Genomic DNA, 18,184 nt, shown 5'->3' on the forward strand with positions numbered 1-18,184 from the left:
ATTTCGCTGCCGGGTTTATTCGGCATGCGATATTCGGCTATTGCGATTCTTTGGACGCCCAATGTTGGGCCTCCGCACACTCATTTTGCGATTCGAAAGCGAATTCCGTGAACGCTTCTGTTCAGGTCGTCTCCGTTGACGATCAACGTGACCAAATAACCGTCCACCTGCCCGACCAACAGCACCTCGACCGGCTGTCGATGCTCGATCGACTCGCCCTCCGCGTGGGCCTGCGGCTCGTGCTGCTCAGCGAACGTCGCCGCCACGCAGCGGCACGCGACGCCGAGCACGCACTCGACCGCGAGCGCATGCGCCGCGAAGCCGAGCGGGCCGCCCACGACCGCGACCGGCTGCTCGCCGCCTCGGGCCTCCACCGCACCTGGATGTAACCCAGATGCCCGCCCCGACCGGCCGGGATGCGCGCCCCGTGCTCTCACGCACGCCGCGCATCCCGGCCCTCGGCGGCACTAGCGTCCACCCGCATCAACCCCCGTCAGCTCGCCGCAACGGCGGGCTCGACGATCTCCGCGGTCCACCGACCGTGCTCCCCAGCGCGCACAAACACCACCTGACCGTTGAGGATGCGCGGACACGGCGCACCCGTGATCGCCTCCACCCCGGCACGAATGAACATGCCGTGCGACACCGCGACCGTCGCGCCCTCGCGCCGCATGAGCCCCACAATCGCCAGCTCGGCTCGGGCGCCCACCTGCTCCCAGGTCTCGCCGCCCGGATACGCGCCCGACTTCCAGCGCCGCTCCGCGTCGACGACGAGCATCCCCTCGGCCTCGCCGAAGTCGCGCTCGAGAAGCGCATCGGTCAGCTCGAACGCCGGCGCCGACACGACCGAATCGACAATCCGCGCCGTCTCGACCGCCCGCTCGAGCGGCGAACACACGATGCGATCCCACCGCGACACGCGCAACAACTCCGCGGCGCCACGCGCCTGCTCCCGGCCGACTTCGTCGAGCGGCACGTCGCTGCGACCCTGCAGCCGCCGTTCCCGGTTCAGTGCGGTCCGCCCGTGCCGCACAAGGGCGAGCACAGTCACGCCACCGCGGCGGCAACCGACGCGCGCGCTGCCGATTCGCCGTCCACTCCCCCGCCGTCGCACCGATACAGCTTCGCCGACCGCACGCGAACGTCAACCCGGTCGCCGACCTCGACGCGCATCCCCTGCGTTCGGGCGCGCAGCTCGACCCCACACCAGTCCACGACGACGTCGCTCCCATCGCGCATGAACAGCGCCGACCGCACGATCGCGGCGCCGTCAACGGCCGACGTGAGTGCCACCTCCGACGGCAGCACTGCGGCGCGCACCGGCCCAGCGACCGCACCCTCCGTGGGCAGCCGCAGGGGCAGCGCATCGGCGACAAACTCGCCCGCCTCGGCGACACCCTCAATCAGGGTCGCGTCGGAGAGAAACTGGGCGACAAACGCCGAAGCCGGATTCACGAGCAGCTCCTCAGGCGGGGCAACCTGTTGCACACGCCCGGCGTCAAGAACGGCCACGCGATCGGCGAGCGCGAGCGCCTCGGCCCGATCGTGCGTCACGTGCACCACCGTCAGCCCAAGTTCCCGCGTAAGCGTGCGCAGCTCAAGCCGCAACCGGTCGCGCAGCGGCTCGTCGAGCGCCGAAAGCGCCTCATCAAGCAGCAGCACGCTCGGGCGCGCGACGAGGGCGCGCGCGAGCGCAACCCGCTGCCGCTGCCCGCCCGACAGGGTCGCGGGGTCGCGCTTCGCGTATCCCGGCAGCCCGACGAGCTCGAGCGCCTCGGCGACGCGCGCCATCCGCTCGCCCCGCGGCACCCGAGCGCGCCGCAGCGGATACTCGACGTTCCGCCCAACGTTCCAGTGCGGCCACACGGCGTGCTGCTGAAACACCATGCCGAGCGCCCGCCGCTCCGGCGGCACAAACTCCGCGCCACCCGCGACGACGCGATCGCCGATGCGGATGCTCCCGCTCGTCGGCGTGAGGAACCCCGCGATGGTGCGCAGCAGCGTCGTCTTGCCCGACCCCGACGGCCCGACGAGCGCGACGAACTCCCCATCACCCAGCGTCAGATCGACGTCGGCCAACCCGACCGCTCCCGACGGGTAGCGCACGCACACGCCCCCGAGCTCGACACTCGACATGCCTACATTCCTTTCGATCCGGCCCCGCCCGACGTCACGCGACCGGTCGCAAGACCGATCACCGCGAGGCCGAGCAGGGCAACGACGAGCGACAGCGCCGAGGCGGTACTAAACGCCCCGGCCTGCTGCAGATTGAAGATGGCGACGCCGAGCGTCTGCGAGCCGGGCGACAGGAGCAGCACCGAGAGCGTAAGCTCCCGCACCGCCGTCACGGCAACGAGCACGGCCCCCGAAATCGCAGCGGGCGCTGCGAGCCGCGCCGAGATATCCGCGAGCGCGCGCAGGGGCCCAGCCCCGGATATCCGCGCCGCCTCCTCGGCGCTCGAGGGCGTGCCCGCGAGCGGCGCCGTCACCGCCTGCAGCACGATCGCCGTGAACGACGTGATGTACGCGCAGAGAATGAGCCACGGCGTATTGAACAGCCCGATGCGGGGCGCGAGCACGAGCCACGCAACACCGATGACGATGCCCGGCACCGCCTGCGGCAGCATCATCACCGCGTGCATCGCGCGCGACCCGACGACGCGCGTGCGGGTACCGACCACGCCGATCGCGAGCCCGAGCACGCCGCACACGATGGCGGCGCCGACTGCGAGCAGCACCGAATTCGTGGCGCCCGTCAACGCGTTCGCCGACGTCACCGCCTCGACGAGATGGTCGAGCGTGAGGTTCTCGAACGCGAGCGGCACGCCCGGCGCCCGCAGCAGCGTCTGCATGAGCAGCGCGAGCAGCGGCAGCACCGTCACGGCGAGCACCGCGAGCCACGTCACGATACTCACCGGCACCCGGGCCCGCCCGAGCGACAGCGCCTCGGCCCGCGAGGCTGACGCGTCGAGCTCGACGCGCGGCTTGCCGATGCGCGCATCCGCGAGCAGCCCGATCAGCGCGATCACGATGAGCACGACCCCGATCGCCGCGACGACGCCGAGCGGGTTGTCGACCGTGCCCGACTGCAGGTACCGATACACGAGGGTCGCGAGGGTCGTGAAGCGCTCGGGCAGCCCGATGATCGACGGAATGCCGAAGTCGGCGAGGTTCCCCACCGCGACGAGCACGAAGGACGACACGAGCGCGGGGCGCAGCAGCGGCACCGTCACGGTGAGCAGGCTCCGCACGGGGCCCGCGCCCGAGATCCGCGCCGCCTGTTCGAGGTCGGCCGGAATTCGACGCAGCGCGGCCGTAACGATGAGCATGACGATGGGATAGCTGTGCACCGTGAGCAGCAGGATCACGCCGTCGGCGCCATACACCGACCACAGCGGGCCGCCGAACATCGACCGCCACCAGAGATTCAACGGGCTCGACGGCCCCGCGATGCCGAGCCACGCGATCGCCCCGACGAACGGCGGGATCAGCATCGGCGAGAACGCGAACAGGCGCAGCGCCCGGCGACCCGCGAGATCGGTGCGCTCGCAGAGCACCGCGAGCGCCGTACCGACCGCCACCGCCGCGACGGCCGATCCGACCGCCGACACGAGGCTGTTCACGCTCGCCTCGAGCACCTCGCCCTGCAGCAGCACGCCGAACTCGCCGCCGCGCACCGCGAGCACGACGATCGCGCCGAGCGGGATGAGCACGAGCGCGGCCGTCGCGAGCCAGAGCCCCAGTGCCAATCCGGAAATCGATGCGAGTCCGCGCACGCCCCCGCGCCCACGGCGAATTGCCGCGGGCGCGGGGGCCTCGGTCGCGAGCGTCATTACAGGAACAGCTCGCGGAAGCGTTCGACCGCCTCGTCCTGTGTCGAGTTGATCGTCTCGAGGTCGGGCGAGAGAATCTCGATCTCATCCATCGACGGGGCGCCCTCGGGGGTACCGACGTCGCCGCGCACCGGCAGGTACGACTGCTCGACCGCGAGCTGCTGCCCCTCGGCGCTCACGAGGAAGTCAACGAACGCCTGCGACGCCTCGGCCTCGTCAGTGTCGGCGAAGATGCCCGCCGGCTGCGAAACGTACGGCACGCCCTCCTCGGGGTACGCGACCGCGATCGGCGAACCCTGCGCCTCAAGCTCGCGCACGAGGTAGTCGACGACGATGCCGATCGGCTGCGTGCCGGTCGCGACCGCCTGCGACACGGGGCCGTTGCTCTCAGCGATCACGGGGTTGTTCGCCGCGAGGTCGGTGAGCCACTGCTCGCCGAGCGACGATTCGTTGTACCAAACCGCCGCGTTGTAGGCGGCGGCGCCCGAAACCTCGGGGTTCGGCATGACGATCTGGTCGGCGTACTCGGGGTCGGTCAGCTCGGCGCACGAGGTCGGCGGGGTGTCGATCATCGTCGTGTTGTACGCGATGACGGTGGGAATGATGCGGGTGCCGACGTAGTACCCCTCGGGGTCGACGACGTCGGGGTTGAGCGCCTCAACGTCGGCAGGCGTGTACTCGAGCAGCAGGTCGTCGGCCGCGTAGTTCTCGAAGGTGTTCGCGTCGGCGGCGAGCAGCACGTCGGCCTGCACGCCGCCCGACTCCTGCTCCGACGCGATCCGCGCGGTGAGGTCGCCGGTGCCGGCACGGAACACCTCGACCGTAATGTCGGGGTGCGCCTCATTGAAGGCGGCGACGAGCGCGTCGGCCTTCTCCTGGGGCTCCGAGGTGTAGAGCGTGATCGTGGTGGCGCCGCCGGTCGCGGTGTCGCCGTCGGCCGGCGAGGCCGCGCAGCCGGCGAGCACGAGCGATGCCGCCCCGGCGAGGGCGAACAATGGCGAGAGTTTGCGGTGGTTCGACATCTGGATTCCTAACGTGCGCTGGGGTGGGTTAGCTGGGGTGAGTTAGCTGGGCGGGAGTGAAAGCTGATTCGGCGCGTCCCGAGACCCGCGCCTCGAACAGGCGGGGCGGATGCGCGTACGGCACGGTCGTCACGCTCGCGGTCACGCCGTCGAGGCGCACGAGTGAGAACGCCGAGCGGTCGAAGCCGGCGACCCGGTCGTCGCCGTCGAACATGACCTGCTGGTAGGCGAGGGCCGGCGCGACCGAGACGAGCGTCCCCCGCGTCGCCGCGACGAGCTCGTGGTGAAAATGCCCCGCGAGCACGACCCGCGTATCCGCGCCCTCGAGCGTGTCGAGCAGCGCCGCCGCGTCGCGCAGGTGCGCGTTGGCGAGCGCCGGCAACGGCGAAGGGATGGGCGGATGGTGCAGGGCGATGATCGCGCCGGCGGCAGGCTCGGCGGCAAGCTCAGCCGCGAGCCACTCGAGCTGCGCCGCGCCGAGCTCGCCACGCGAGGAGTCGAGCAGCAGCAGGCGCAGGTCGCCGACCGTGACGGCGCGAGGTCCAACCGCGATACCCGCGTCGGCCGCGGCGGCGGGCTCGTCGTGGTTCCCGAGCGTCACGACGACGGGTGCGCCGACCGTGCGTTCGAGGTCGGCCAGCGCCTGCGCGACCGCGGGATACGCGCCGGCGTTGCCCCGCTCGATGAGGTCGCCCGTGATGACGATCGCGGCCGGCTCGAGGTGCTTCTCGACGAGGTATGCGCCCACCTCCCACAGCCGCGCGAGGCCGTCGATCTCGCCGTAGAGCGGCTCGCCGTCGGTCGCGTGCACGTCGCTCACGTGCACGATCGTCGTGGCCGCCGCAGGTGGGGCCGGAGCTGCCGGGGCGACCTGCGCCTTGCGGCGAAGCGCCGCGAGCCGCGTCTCGTCGAGTCCGTTCCCGAGCAGGTACGCGACCGCGCCACCGAACTCGTCGATGACGTCGAGCGCGTGCGTCATCGCGACGGGCGGGCTGTCGAGGTGCAGGCGGAACACATCGTCGCGCTCGGCGACGCTCGCGTTCGCGGCGATCTCAACGGCGTGGTCGAGCCGCTGGTCGCGCACGTTCGGGCCCGAGCGGGCGTAGTCGGCGATGACCTCCTCGCGCGTCGCGCCCGTCGCGAGTCGGGCGAGGGCGACGACGAGGCCGGTGCGGTCTTTGCCCGCGGTGCAGTGCACGAGGGTGCCGCCTGTGGCGTCGGCGATGACGCCGACCGCCGCCGCAAGCGCGGGGCCCCGATCGCGCAGGAGCGCCTCGTAGATGTCCTCGATGCGGCCGGTCGCGGGTGGGTTCGTGCCGTAGAGCGGCACCGACGTGACGCGCGGCTCGGCGAGCTCGGCCTCAGCCTCGCCGGGCTCGCGCAGGTCGAGCACGTCGGTGACGCCGAGCCGTCGCAGCGCGGCAACGCCGGTGGGGCGGATGCGGTCGGGCGCGCCCGAGCGGATGATCCAGGGTCGTTCCCCGTGCGCCGCCCGCACGTTGAAGAGTCCGTCAATCCGCAGTTCCCGCACACCAGCTCCGTTCCGTTCATTTCACCGAGAGTGAAACGCTGTTACATCGGAGAGCATGGCGGCGCCACGTGAACTCGACGTGACGCGCACACGACCTGCGCTTGAACGCCCGGCCACCATCCGGTGGGGCGCCCCACACCGCTGTCGGCGCTACCGCGACTCGTCGTCGCTCAGCGCATCCGCCACGACGGCGCGCATGCCTTCAACGTCGTCCTGCGACTGCTGCCGCGCCATGGCGGAGTGCAGCGCGTGCAGCACGACCGACTGGCCGATGCGGGCCATCGCCGGGTCGACACCGTGCGGCGCCGCGGCCGGGCCGGTCGCAACCGCGATGTCGGCGAGCCGGGCGAGCGGCGAGCGCAGGAAGCTCGTCACAAGCACGAGCGTCGCGCCACGCTCCCGCGCCGCCGTCGCCGCCCGCACCGACTGCTGATTCGCGCCCGAATAGCTCAGCACGAAACAGGCATCGTCGGGGCCAAGCGAGTGCGCCGCGAACTGCTGGGCAAGCGCATCCACGGGTGCCTCAACCGTTCGGCCGAGCGTGCTCAGCCGCATCGCGAAGTCTTGGAGCGGCGGGCCCGAGAACCCGCTCCCGACGAGCACGATGCGGCGCGCGCGACCGAGCGCGCTAGCCGCGCGTTCGAGTTGCTCGGGGTCGACCGTCGCCTTCGCGAGCCGAATCGCGTCGATCGACTCGTCGAAAGCGTCGACCGGCGCATCCGGGGCAGCGCCCGGCTCCGCCTGCGGCGCGAGGGCGGTCGCGCGGGCGATCTCGAGGCGCAGGTGCTGAAACCCGCGGAACCCGAGTCGCTGGCACGCCCGAATCACGGTCGCCGCCGACGTCTCCGCCGCGAGCGCGAGCTCGGCCGTCGACCAGCCCACGACCTCGTTCGGTCGCTCGAGCACGACCGCGGCGACCCGACCCTCGCTCGGGCCGAGCGCGGCCGCCGCCGCCCGGATGCTCGCGAAGGCCCGCGAGGTGCCGCCCGCGGCCTCGGCCCCCGACTCGCTGTGCCCCGTCTGCTCGTGCATGCCCAATAGGGTCGCACGCGAAGATTGCGGGGCGATTCGTGCGTCCACAGGCGGGCAATCTCGGTGTCGGCTGTTGCCGATCGTCACGAAAAGCAGTTAGTGTGGAGCAGACGGGAAAGCGGTTACCCAACTTCTCGAACTCTTACAACGCTGTAAGGAGCGCACCATGACCAGTGCCACGACTGCGACGCCAGTGATCGACTCACCCGGCGGCACACCACCCCCGAACGCACGCCGACCGAAGCGAGCCTGGCTCCAGCAATCGAGCGGCTACGTCTACCCGACGATCTTCCTCGTCATCACCTTCATCGCCTGGTGGGTCGTGACCGAAGCCGGCTGGGTCGCGGCGTACATCCTCCCCTCCCCCGCTGACACGCTCGCGGCCTTCACCGACAACGTCGCCTACCTCTGGCACCACACGGCGGTCACGACGATCGAGACGGTCGTCGGTTTCGTCATCTCGGTCGTCGTCGGCGTGCTCGTCGCGATCGTCATGGTGTACTCGCGCACCCTCGAGCGCACCTTCTACCCCCTGATCCTGTTCGCGCAGGTGATCCCGAAGATCGCGATCGCCCCGCTGTTCATCGTCTGGATGGGCTTCGGCCCCGAGCCGAAGATCCTCGTCGCGGTGCTCATGGCGTTCTTCCCGATCGTCATCTCGGGCATCAGCGGCCTGCGCACGATCGACCCCGAAATCCTCGAACTCACGAGCACGATGGGCGCCTCACGCCTCAAGACGTTCGTGAAGGTGCGCTTCCCCGCGGCGCTCCCCGAACTCCTCTCGGGCATGAAGGTCGCCGCGACCCTCGCGGTCACCGGTGCGGTCGTCGGCGAGTTTGTCGGCGCGAACGAGGGCCTCGGCTACGTGATCCTCCAGGCCAACGGCAACGTCGACACCGCGATGCTCTTCGCCGCGCTGTTCATCATGTCGATCCTCGGCATCCTCCTCTTCGCGATCATCATCATCGCCGAGCGCCTGCTGGTGCCCTGGCACTCCTCGCGCCGCAACCTCGAGCAGTAGTTCCACTGTTCACGACCTGATCCGCCTATCCACCCCACCGAGAGGTAACTCCATGTCAAAGAAGACATTCACAACCGCATTCGCGGCCCTCGCGGCCGCAGCCGCACTCACCCTCACCGCCTGCTCGGGCGGCGCCGGCGAAGCCGGTTCACCCGCCGCCGACGGCGAAATGACCGACGTCACGCTCATGCTCAACTGGTACCCCTACGGTGAGCACGCCGCCTTCTACTACGGGCTCGAACAGGGCATCTTCGAGGAGCACGGCATCAACCTCACCATTCAGGCCGGGCAGGGCTCGACGAAGACGACGCAGGCGACCGGCCAGGGCCAGGTCGACTTCGGCTGGGCCGACACCCCCGCCGTGCTCTCGAACATCGACAAGGGCGTCAAGGTGCACAGCGTCGGCGTCTTCCTGCAAACGACCCCCTCGGCCGTGCAGGTCTTCAGCGACTCGGGCATCGAGTCACCCGAAGACCTCAAGGGCACCACGATCGCCGTCTCGGCGGGCGACGCCCCCACGACGACGTTCCCGATGTACCTCGAAGCGGCCGGCCTTTCTGAGGGCGACGTCGAGCAGCAGAACCTCGATGCCGCGGGCAAGATGGCCGCGATGATCAATGGCCAGGTCGACGGCCTCATCGGGTTCGCACACGACCAGGGCCCGACCGTCGCCGCCGAGAGTGGCAAAGACGTCACCTACCTGCGCTACTCCGACGTCGGCCTGAACTTCTTCAGCAACGGCCTCATCGCGAGCGACTCGATGATCGCCGACAACCCCGAGCTCGTCTCGGCAATGACGGCGGCAACCTCGGAGTCATTCCAGGCCGCGATCGACGACCCCGACGGCGCCGTTGCCTCGATGGACGGCAAGGACCCGCAGATGCCCGACGCCGAGGTGCTCGCCGAGCAGTGGCAGGGCACGATCGACCTCCTGCAGTCGCCCACCGACGGCGAGGTCACGCCCGGCGTGAACTCCAACACCGACTGGGAGAACACAATCGACGTGCTCGCCGAGGCCGGCCTCATCGAAGAGGCGAAGCCGGTCGACACCTACTTCGACGCGAGCTTCGCCCCCGGCGGTGAGACCGAATGACCGTCATGACCCAACTCCCGGAGGGAGACACCACCATGGATGCGCGCCGCGACACCCTGCTCGACGTCGACCGTGTCGGCATTCGCTTCGACACGAAGCGCCGCCAGGTGCAGGCGATCCGCGACGTCGACCTCACGGTCGCACGCGGCGAGTTCATCTCGATCGTCGGCCCGTCGGGCTGCGGCAAGTCGACGCTGCTACGCGCGATCGCGGGGCTCACGCTCCCGACCGAGGGCAGCATCGAGCTGCGCGGCTCGACCGTGCAGGGGCCCCGCCAGGACGTCGGCTTCGTGTTCCAGCGCCCGGCGCTCCTGCCCTGGCGCGACGTGCGCGGCAACATCATGCTGCAGGCCGAGATGCGCGGCCTCGACAAGAAGGTCGCGACGACACGCTGCGACGAGCTGCTCGAGCTCACGAGCCTCACCGACTTCGCTAAGGCGCTGCCGCACGAGCTCTCGGGCGGCATGCAGCAGCGCGTCTCGCTCTGCCGCGCGCTGCTGCACAACCCCGACGTGCTGCTCATGGACGAACCCTTCGGCGCCCTCGACGCGCTCACCCGTGAGCACCTCAACGTCGAGCTCCAGCACGTGTGGGCCGAGACCGGCATGACCGTGCTGCTCGTCACCCACTCGGTGCCCGAGGCGGTCTACCTCGCGAGCCGCGTCGTCGTCATGGGGCCGCGCCCCGGTCGCATCATCGAGGAGTTCGAGATCGACCTGCCGCACGAGCGCGAGTACGAGCCCACGCTCGAAGACCCGCGGTTCCACGCGGTCGCAGGCCGCGTGCGCGAGCTGCTCGGCAGCCCGATGGGCGGCGACTAACCTCCGCACACAAATTTGCGGGGTGCCGGTTGAACCGGCACCCCGCAAATTTGTGTGCGCTTACTCGCTCGTGAGGTGCACGCCGACCGCGGCGTTGAACTTGGTCCAGGTCTCCTCGAGCGCCTCGGCGTACGGGGTGTCCCACAGCTCACCGTTGAACACCTCGACCTCGACGTCACCCGTGTAGCCGGCGGCGTTGACGGTCTCGGTGAGCGACTCGAAGTCGACGACGCCGTCGCCCGGCAGGTGGCGGCTCAGCAGTACATCGGCCGGCAACGGCGTCTTCCAGTCGCACACCTGGTAGGTCGCGATCTGGCCGGCCGCACCGGCGCGCGCGACCTGGTCCGCAACCTCCGGATCCCACCACACGTGGAACGCGTCGACAACCGCGCCGACCGCCCGGCTGCCGATCGCATCCGCGATGTCGAGCGCCTGGCCGAGCGTCGAAAGCACGCAGCGGTCCGACGCGAACATCGGGTGGAGCGCCTCGAGCGCGAGCGTCACGCCGGCCGCCTCGGCCTCGGGCGCGAGCGTCGCGATGCCCTCCGCGAAGCGAGCGCGCGCATCCGCGATCGTGCCGCCCTCGGGAATCCCGCCGGCGACCACGACGAGCACCGCGGCCGATCCGGGCGCGCCCGCGGCCGCAAGCGTCGCGGTCTCGTCGATCGCGCGACGGTTCTCGTCGAGCGACCGGCGCCAGGCGGCGTCATCCGCATCGGTGAGGAAGCCCGAACGGCAGTGGCTCGAGAAGCGCAGGCCAGAGTCGGCGAGCAGCTTCGCCGACTCGGCGAGGCCCACCTCGTTCACTGGCTCGCGCCACAGCCCGATGCTCTGCACGCCCTGGGCGACGCAGAGGTCGAGCGCCTCACGCAGATTCGCGTACTTGATCGTCGCCTGGTTGAGCGAGAAGCGGGGGTGCGGCGCACTCATGCTGCGCCTCCCTTCAGCAGCCCGTCGAGGCGGAGCATCGCGTGCCACCGCTCGGCGGCAAGCTCCGGCCGCTCGAGCGCACCGCAGGCATTCGCGAGCTCGACGATGCGCGACAGGTGCGGCAGGCTGCGCGCGGAGTGCAGCCCGCCGACCATCTTGAACGCGTCTTGATGCCCGTTGAGCCAGCTGAGGAACGCGACCCCGGTCTTGTAATAGAACGTCGGCGCGGCAAACACCTGCCGCGAGAGGTCCTGCGTGGGTGCAAGGATGCGCGTGAACCCGGCCTCGTCGCCACAGTCGAGGGCCTGCACCGCCGCCGAGGCGTTCGGTGCGAGCACGCTGAACGCGCCGAGCAGGGCGTCGGAGTGCGCGCCCGTCGCGTCGTCGCGAATCAACTCGACATAGTTGAAGTCGTCGCCCGTGAACATCGTGACGCCCTCGGGCAGCTGAGCGCGCACGTACCGCTCGGCGTCGGCATCGAGCAGACTCATCTTGATGCCCGCGACCTTGTCGGCGTGTGCCGCGACGAGTGCGAGCAGCGAGTCGGCGGCGGGCCGCCAGTCGGCGTGGCCGAAGTACCCCGCGAGCTGCGGGTCGAAGGCCGTGCCGAGCCAGTGAATGATGACGCCGCCCTCGGCCTCACCGAGCACCCGGTCGTAGACGCGTCGGTAGTCGTCGGGGCCCATCGCGGCGCGTGCGAGGTGCCGGCTCGACATGAGCACGGGCGTGACCCCCTGCTCCTGCGCGAACGCGAGCTGGTCAAGGTAGGCGGCCTCGATCTCGGCGAGCGAGAGCGTCTCCTCAGCACGACCGTCGGTGTTTACCCCGACGGCGACCGAGCCGCCCGCCTCGCGAGCGCACTCGGCCGACTTCGCGATGAGCTCGCGGGTCGCGGCCGGGTCGAGCCCCATGTTCCGCTGCGCCGTATCCATCGCGTCGGCGACGCCGATCCCCCACGAGAAGATCTGGCGTCGGTAGTTCAGGGTCGCGTCCCAGTCGATCTCGGCCGGGGCGCCGGGGACGTTCTCGGCGGTCACCTTCGGGATCACGTGCGCGGCCGCGTAGAGCGTGCGCGAGCGCAGCGGCCCGGTCGGCTTCGTGAACGACGGCGCCGCGAGCAGTTCGGCGCCGCGGGTGGTCCCGTCGGCGTCGAGCAGCTGCAGCGTGATGTCGGTGGATGCGCGGCTCGCGCCGAACGTCTGCGTCGCGGTCATCGGGCGTCCACCTGCGCTGCGGCGCGGTCGGCCGCGTTGCCGAGCGCGAACTCCTGCAGGCTCACGCGGCGACCCTGCGCATCCGATTCGAGGGCGGCCTCGGCGAGCAGCATGCCGGCTGCGCCGGAGCGGAAGTCGTAGTGGTGCTCGCCGTCGCCGACGACGTAGCGAAGGAACTCGACCCACTGCAGCTTGAAGCCGTTCTCGATGGCGTCGTTCTGCGGCACCTCGACCCAGTTCGACTGGTAGTCGTTCGCGTCGGGCAGGTCGGGGTTCCAGGTCGGCTTCGGGGTCGCGTTGCGCGGCTGCACCTTCGCGCCGAACAGGCCAACGACGGCGCTGCCGTGCGTGCCGTCGACGTGCAGCTCGACGAGCTCGTCGCGATTGACGCGCACCGTCCAGCTCGAGTTGAACTGCACGATCGGGCCGTTGTCGAGGTCGAAGATCGCGTAGGCGGCATCGTCGGCGGTCGCGGTGTAGGGCTCGCCGCGCTCGTCGACGCGGGTCGGGATGTGCGTGCGCTTCTCGGTGTAGACCGAGGAGATCTTGCCGAAGAGGTTCTCGATGACGTAGTTCCAGTGCGGGAACATGTCGACGATGATGCCGCCGCCGTCTTCGGCCCGGTAGTTCCAGCTCGGGCGCTGGGCGGGCTGCCAGTCGCCCTCGAACACCCAGTAGCCGAACTCGCCCCGCACCGAGAGGATCTCGCCGAAGAAGCCGCTGTCGATGAGGCGCTTCAGCTTGAGCAGGCCGGGCAGGTAGAGCTTGTCGTGCACGACGCCGTTCTTGACGCCGGCGGCCTCGGCCTCGTCGGCGAGCGCGACCGCCTCGGCGTAGCTCTCGGCGGTGGGCTTCTCGGTGTAGATCGCCTTGCCGGCGGCGATCGCCTTGCGAATCGCGGGCACGCGCAGCTGCGTGACGAGCGCGTCGAAGTAGATCGGGAAGTCGGGGTCGGCGAGCGCCTCGTCGAGGTCGGTCGTGTACTTCGCGACGCCGTGCTGCTCGGCGACCTCGCGGAGCTTCTCGGCGTTGCGGGCCACGAGGTAGAGCTCGATCGGGCGACGCGAACCGTCGGAGAGTGGGAATCCGCCCTCGTCGCGCAGCGCCAGCAGTGAGCGAACCAGGTGCTGTCGGTACCCCATGCGGCCCGTCGCGCCGTTCACGATGATGCCAAGCGGTTGCTGAGTCATGTCTTTCCTCTCGTTGGAGCCCCTCGTCGTTGAGGTGCCCCAAGCCTATGGGAAAGCGCTTACCCGAGCAAGTGTCGAACGACGCGCGACCAGCCGGCCAGCGAGCCAGCCAGCCAGTCGCGTTCGACGTTGCCGGCTACCGCTGCGGCGTACTGTCGCGCACGACGACCGACGTGTTCACCCGCAGCACGACGGGCTCCCGCTCCGGCGCATCCGACATCGCGAGCTTGATCGCGCGATAGCCCATGTCTTCGAGCGGCACGACCACCGTCGTCAGCGTCGGCGTCACGTCCCGCACGGGCGCGATGTCATCGAAGCCCGCGACCGACACGTCGCGCCCCGGCAGTTTGCCGAGGTCGCGCAGGGCCGTCATCGCGCCGATCGCCATGACGTCGCTCGTCGCAAAAAGCGTGTCGACCTCGGGCGCGCGCGACAGCAGCGTGCGCGTGCCCGCGTATCCGCCATCACGGCTGAAGTCGGCCTCGACGAGCGCGTGCTCGTCGAACTCGAGGCCCGCGTCGGCGAGCCCCTCGATGAAGCCTTCGACCCGGTCGGCGTTCGTGCGAAGCTTGCGGGGGCCCGAGACGATGCCGAACCGCTTGCCGCCGCGGCCGGCGAGCACCCGCGCAAGATCGGCTGCGCCCTGCCGGTTCGCAAGCTCAACGACGTCAAACGACGCGAGCGGCTGCGAGATGAGCACGACCCGGCCGCCGGTCGCGAGGTAGTCGGTGAGCTGCCGCTCGAGCTCGGCCTGCGCCGCGGCGTCGTTCGTGCGCGACCCCGTGAGGATGATCGCCCGCGCCCGCTGCGCCCGCATCGTGCGCACGATCTCGGTCTCGGAGCCCGTATCGTGATGCGCCGTCGCCACCGTGACGATGAGCCCCTCCTCGGCAGCCCCGCGCATGACGCCCGAGGCGATCGCGCTGAAGTACGGGTCGGCGATGTCGTTCACGATCACCGCGATCGTCGACGAGGCGCCCTTTGCGACGGCCTGCGCCGTGAGGTTCGGCAGGTACCCGAGCCGGTCGGCCGTCGCCTGCACCCGGGCCCGAATCTCCTCGTTCACTCGCCGGGTGCTCCCGTTGATCGCGCGCGAGGCCGTCGCAATCGACACCCCCGCCTCGCGGGCCACCTCACCGAGCGTCACCGGCTGCTTCGCTGCGACCATGTGTCCCTCCGAATCTTCATCGTCGGGGTTGATCCTAGTGGGAAACGGCTTTCCGGCTAACCTTGACGCATGCATCGTCGCATCGTCATTTGCCCCGACTCGTTCAAAGGCACCTGCCCCGCTGCCGATGTGGCTGCTGCCATCATACGAGGCTGGAGGTCGGTGCGACCCGACGACGAGTGTGTCGCGGCCCCGATGGCCGACGGCGGTGAGGGCACGATCGACGCGCTCGCCGCCGGCGCGCCCGACGCGGTACGGCACGAACTGCGCGTGACCGGCCCCGTCGGCGACGACGTCACGGCGACCGTGCTCGAGCTCCCCGACGGCGCCTGGGTCGTCGAGCTCGCCGAGACGAGCGGCATCGCCTACCTCGACGCGGTCACGCGCGACACCGCCGCGACCGCGACGACGCGCGGGCTCGGTGAGGCGATCCGCTTCGCGCTCGACCACGGCGCCCACCGCGTGCTCGTCGGGCTCGGCAGCAGCGCCTCGACCGACGGCGGCGCGGGCGCCCTCGCAGCCCTCGGCGCGAAGCTCACGGATGCGCGCGGCCGCGACATTGCGCCCGGCAACGCGGGCCTCCACGACCTCGACTCGCTCGACCTCACGAACCTCGTGCCACCTCCGCCGGGCGGCATCGTCGCCCTCACCGATGTCGAAAGCCCGCTGCTCGGGCCGGCCGGTGCGGCCGCCGTCTTCGGCCCGCAGAAGGGCGCGACCCCCGACGACGTCGCGCGGTTCGACGCCGGGCTCGCGCGGCTCGCGGGGCTTGTTGGCGCGACCGCCGACCCGGATGCCCCGGGCGCGGGTGCCGCGGGCGGCGCGGGCTTCGGGCTGCTCATCACCGGCGCGCGCATCCGCCCCGGTGCCGACGAAATCGCCGCGGCCGTTCACCTCGAAACGCTCGTCGCCGACGCCGACCTCGTCATCACGGGCGAGGGCAGCTTCGACGCCCAGTCGCTCGCGGGCAAGGTGCCCTCGACCGTCCTCGCGGCGGCGCGCGCCGCGAACGTGCCGATGCACGTCATCGCGGGGCGGGTCGAAGCAAGCGCCGAGTTTGATGCGAGCCTGCGCGCGAACCCGACCGTCGCCTCGACGCACTCGCTCACCGAACTCGCGGGCTCGGCCGACGCCGCGATGCGCGACACCGCGCGCTACCTCGAGGCCGCCGCCACCGAACTCGCGCGCAGCCTGACCGACAACACGCGCCAAAAGGCAACGCCTCAGTAAACTTGGCCGCATGACCGAGCATCCGACGGCCGCGCGCAGCCTCGCATGAAAGACGTCACGCGCAAGGGCCTCGTGCTCTCGAGTTCGCTCGCCTTCGTCGCGGGCTACGTCGACGCGATCGGCTTCATCGCGACCGGCGGCATGTTCGTCTCGTTCATGAGCGGAAACTCGACGCAGATCGGCGTCGAGCTGTTTCAAGACGGCCTCGCCCAGGCGCTCATGGGCGCGGCGCTCGTCGGCGGATTCCTCGTCGGCGTCGTGCTCGCCGCAATGTTCGCGAGCCGCGGCGGCGACCACCGCCGCGACGTCGTCGGCACCGCGGCGCTCGCCATGGCGATCGTCGCAGCATCCGAGATCCTCGGCTGGCCGTCGCCGTGGTGGTACGTGCTCGTCGCCGCCGCGATGGGCTCGCTCAACACGCTCTACCTCGCCGACGGCCGCGCCCGAGTCGCCATCACCTACGCGACCGGAACCCTCGTGAGCCTCGGCCTCGCACTCGCCGCGCTCGTCACCGGGCGCTCCCGCACCGCGTGGATCCGCCCGCTGCTGCTCTGGGGCTCACTCGCGGTCGGCGCGGTCGTCGGCGCGGGCATCCACTTCGTCAGCCCCGCCTGGTCGCTCGCGTTCGGCGCGGCCGCGCTCTTCGCGATCGCCTCGGCGCTCGCCGTGCGCCGGCCGCTGCAACGGGCCGGCGCACGCGCTCCGAGATAGCGAGCGAGAGCGACTACACCTCGAGCTTGTTGAGGTCGGCGCCCTTCGTCTCCTTGAAGAAGAAGGTCGCCACAAACGTCACGGCGCACAGGAACATCACGTAGACGTTGAACATCCACGGCCGGTCGATCGACACGAATAGCTGGTTCAGGTACGGCGCGGTGCCACCAAACACGGCGACCGAGAGCGAGTACGCGAAGCCGATGCCGCGGCCACGCACGTAGGTCGGCAGGCTCTCGGCCTGCAGCGCCGGCAGCGGCGAGTTCGCGAACGCCCAGATCGACAGCGCGAGGCCGACCGTGAGGCTAAGCGTCCACGGGTCCTTGCTCACGAGCAGCGTGAACGGCACCGTCACCGCAAACGCGAGCACCGAGAAGATGAAGTACATCGGCTTGCGGCCAATGCGGTCACTGAGGCGGCCGAGGAACGGGCTCACGATGATGCAGAGCAGCTGCCCCACGACGGTCGCCCAGTACGCGGCGTTCGACGCCATGCCCTTCTCGCTGATCGCGAAGGTCGTCATGTACGTCATCCACACGTAGTTGAAGCACGTGATGCCCGAGATGAGCGCGATGATGCGCACCGTCATCGCGGCAACCCGGCGGCGCGGCACGGGCGCGTGCTGCACCTCCTCGGCCTGCTCGAACACCTCGCTCTCGTTCATGCGGCGGCGCATCCAGAGCACGACGAGTGCCATGCCGGCCGCGATCCAGAACGGGATGCGCCAGCCGTACGACGCCATCGCCTCCTCGCCGAGCGTCGACGAGAGCACGGCGCCCACGAGGAACGCGAGCACGCTGCCACCGATGATCGAGATACCGGCGACCGAGCCCCACTGCCCGCGGCGGTGGTTCGGCGCGATCTCGGCGATGTAGGTGATGGATGCGGTCGACTCGCCACCGTGCGCGAAGCCCTGCACGCAGCGCAGCACGAGCAGCAGCACCGACGCCCACACGCCGATCGTCGCGAACGTCGGCAGAATGCCGATGAGGAAGCAGGCGGCGGCCATCATGAGCATCGTGATGAGCAGCACCGACTTGCGGCCGACGCGGTCGCCGAGCCAGCCGAAGAAGATGCCGCCGATGGGCCGCATGAGGAACCCGACCGCGAACACGGCAAACACCGAGAGGATCGCCGACGCCGGGTCGTCCTGGTTGAACATCGCGCCGGCGATGAACGGCGAGAGCACCGAGTAGGCGGTCCACTCGTACCACTCGAGCACGTTGCCGACGGTGCTCGAGAGCAGGGAGCGCCGGCGCTCCTTGAGGGTGATCGACGACTTCGGGGCGACGTCGTCGAGCTGGTGGGTCTGAGTCATTGGCTCATCTTTCGAGTTGGCCGCGGCAGCGGTGTCGCGGCGGGTCCGGAGGTGGGTCAGGTTCTTGTGG

Annotated in this window: 17 protein-coding genes; 6 read left to right on the forward strand and 11 right to left on the reverse strand. The window is 70.3% G+C overall.

Going from position 1 to position 18,184, the window contains the following annotated elements:
• Positions 1 to 107 precede the first annotated feature (107 nt).
• Complete coding sequence (locus G328_RS0103270) at positions 108 to 389, forward strand: hypothetical protein (RefSeq protein WP_019617916.1); 282 nt, start codon at positions 108 to 110, stop codon at positions 387 to 389.
• A gap of 104 nt (positions 390 to 493) precedes the next feature.
• Here G328_RS0103270 and G328_RS13995 read toward each other — a convergent pair whose 3' ends face one another.
• The 6 genes from G328_RS13995 to G328_RS0103305 all read right to left on the reverse strand — a co-directional run bounded on the left by G328_RS13995 (position 494) and on the right by G328_RS0103305 (position 7,418).
• Positions 494 to 1,114 (reverse strand): histidine phosphatase family protein, encoded by a 621-nt coding sequence (locus G328_RS13995; protein ID WP_083919527.1) that lies wholly within the window; start codon positions 1,112 to 1,114, stop codon positions 494 to 496.
• Positions 1,048 to 2,136: an ABC transporter ATP-binding protein gene (locus G328_RS0103280; protein ID WP_019617918.1), complete on the reverse strand. Its 1,089-nt coding sequence runs from the start codon at positions 2,134 to 2,136 to the stop codon at positions 1,048 to 1,050. Before G328_RS0103280 ends, G328_RS13995 begins: the two co-directional genes overlap by 67 nt.
• Before the next feature lie 2 nt (positions 2,137 to 2,138).
• The gene (locus G328_RS0103285) at positions 2,139 to 3,749 is read right to left on the reverse strand and encodes an ABC transporter permease (protein ID WP_235619841.1); all 1,611 of its coding nucleotides are present in this window, start codon (positions 3,747 to 3,749) and stop codon (positions 2,139 to 2,141) included.
• A gap of 83 nt (positions 3,750 to 3,832) precedes the next feature.
• A complete protein-coding gene (locus tag G328_RS0103290; protein WP_019617920.1) occupies positions 3,833 to 4,855 on the reverse strand; it encodes an ABC transporter substrate-binding protein in 1,023 nt (340 codons plus the stop codon).
• 28 nt (positions 4,856 to 4,883) lie between these two features.
• Positions 4,884 to 6,386, reverse strand: coding sequence for a tyrosine-protein phosphatase (locus G328_RS15690; RefSeq protein WP_019617921.1), 1,503 nt, complete (start codon positions 6,384 to 6,386; stop codon positions 4,884 to 4,886).
• A 150-nt stretch (positions 6,387 to 6,536) separates the two neighbouring features.
• The gene (locus G328_RS0103305; RefSeq protein ID WP_040904778.1) at positions 6,537 to 7,418 is read right to left on the reverse strand and encodes a MurR/RpiR family transcriptional regulator; all 882 of its coding nucleotides are present in this window, start codon (positions 7,416 to 7,418) and stop codon (positions 6,537 to 6,539) included.
• A 166-nt stretch (positions 7,419 to 7,584) separates the two neighbouring features.
• Between G328_RS0103305 and G328_RS0103310 the strand changes: the two genes are divergently transcribed.
• From G328_RS0103310 to G328_RS0103320, 3 genes are read left to right on the forward strand one after another with little or no spacing between them, the layout of a single operon-like run.
• Entirely contained in the window at positions 7,585 to 8,439 is an 855-nt protein-coding gene (locus G328_RS0103310) for an ABC transporter permease (protein ID WP_026339621.1), read from the forward strand.
• Between the two features lie 52 nt (positions 8,440 to 8,491).
• Positions 8,492 to 9,532, forward strand: coding sequence for an ABC transporter substrate-binding protein (locus G328_RS0103315; protein WP_019617924.1), 1,041 nt, complete (start codon positions 8,492 to 8,494; stop codon positions 9,530 to 9,532).
• Positions 9,533 to 9,537: 5 nt separating this feature from the next.
• Complete coding sequence (locus G328_RS0103320; RefSeq protein WP_051082829.1) at positions 9,538 to 10,353, forward strand: ABC transporter ATP-binding protein; 816 nt, start codon at positions 9,538 to 9,540, stop codon at positions 10,351 to 10,353.
• A 60-nt stretch (positions 10,354 to 10,413) separates the two neighbouring features.
• Here G328_RS0103320 and G328_RS0103325 read toward each other — a convergent pair whose 3' ends face one another.
• From G328_RS0103325 to G328_RS0103340, 4 genes are all read right to left on the reverse strand, one after another.
• Positions 10,414 to 11,283 carry a sugar phosphate isomerase/epimerase family protein gene (locus tag G328_RS0103325; RefSeq protein ID WP_019617926.1) on the reverse strand — a complete coding sequence of 290 codons (870 nt, stop codon included), beginning with the start codon at positions 11,281 to 11,283 and terminating at the stop codon, positions 10,414 to 10,416.
• Positions 11,280 to 12,497 carry a dihydrodipicolinate synthase family protein gene (locus G328_RS0103330; RefSeq protein WP_019617927.1) on the reverse strand — a complete coding sequence of 406 codons (1,218 nt, stop codon included), beginning with the start codon at positions 12,495 to 12,497 and terminating at the stop codon, positions 11,280 to 11,282. The genes G328_RS0103325 and G328_RS0103330 overlap by 4 nt, the downstream gene beginning before the upstream one ends.
• On the reverse strand, positions 12,494 to 13,687 hold the full coding sequence (locus G328_RS0103335) for a Gfo/Idh/MocA family protein (protein WP_019617928.1): 1,194 nt from the start codon (positions 13,685 to 13,687) through the stop codon (positions 12,494 to 12,496). The genes G328_RS0103330 and G328_RS0103335 overlap by 4 nt, the downstream gene beginning before the upstream one ends.
• A 136-nt stretch (positions 13,688 to 13,823) precedes the next feature.
• On the reverse strand, positions 13,824 to 14,855 hold the full coding sequence (locus G328_RS0103340; RefSeq protein ID WP_019617929.1) for a LacI family DNA-binding transcriptional regulator: 1,032 nt from the start codon (positions 14,853 to 14,855) through the stop codon (positions 13,824 to 13,826).
• A gap of 69 nt (positions 14,856 to 14,924) precedes the next feature.
• On the opposite strand from G328_RS0103340, the gene G328_RS0103345 reads away from it, so the two are divergent.
• Positions 14,925 to 16,085 (forward strand): glycerate kinase, encoded by a 1,161-nt coding sequence (locus G328_RS0103345; RefSeq protein WP_026339623.1) that lies wholly within the window; start codon positions 14,925 to 14,927, stop codon positions 16,083 to 16,085.
• A gap of 45 nt (positions 16,086 to 16,130) precedes the next feature.
• A complete protein-coding gene (locus G328_RS0103350; protein WP_019617931.1) occupies positions 16,131 to 16,796 on the forward strand; it encodes a YoaK family protein in 666 nt (221 codons plus the stop codon).
• A 13-nt stretch (positions 16,797 to 16,809) separates the two neighbouring features.
• Here G328_RS0103350 and G328_RS0103355 read toward each other — a convergent pair whose 3' ends face one another.
• Positions 16,810 to 18,114 carry an MFS transporter gene (locus G328_RS0103355; protein ID WP_019617932.1) on the reverse strand — a complete coding sequence of 435 codons (1,305 nt, stop codon included), beginning with the start codon at positions 18,112 to 18,114 and terminating at the stop codon, positions 16,810 to 16,812.
• Positions 18,115 to 18,184 lie beyond the last annotated feature (70 nt).

It is taken from the genome of [Zimmermannella] faecalis ATCC 13722, assembly GCF_000381765.1.
In the GTDB taxonomy this organism is placed as follows: Bacteria; Actinomycetota; Actinomycetes; order Actinomycetales; family Microbacteriaceae; genus Gulosibacter; species Gulosibacter faecalis.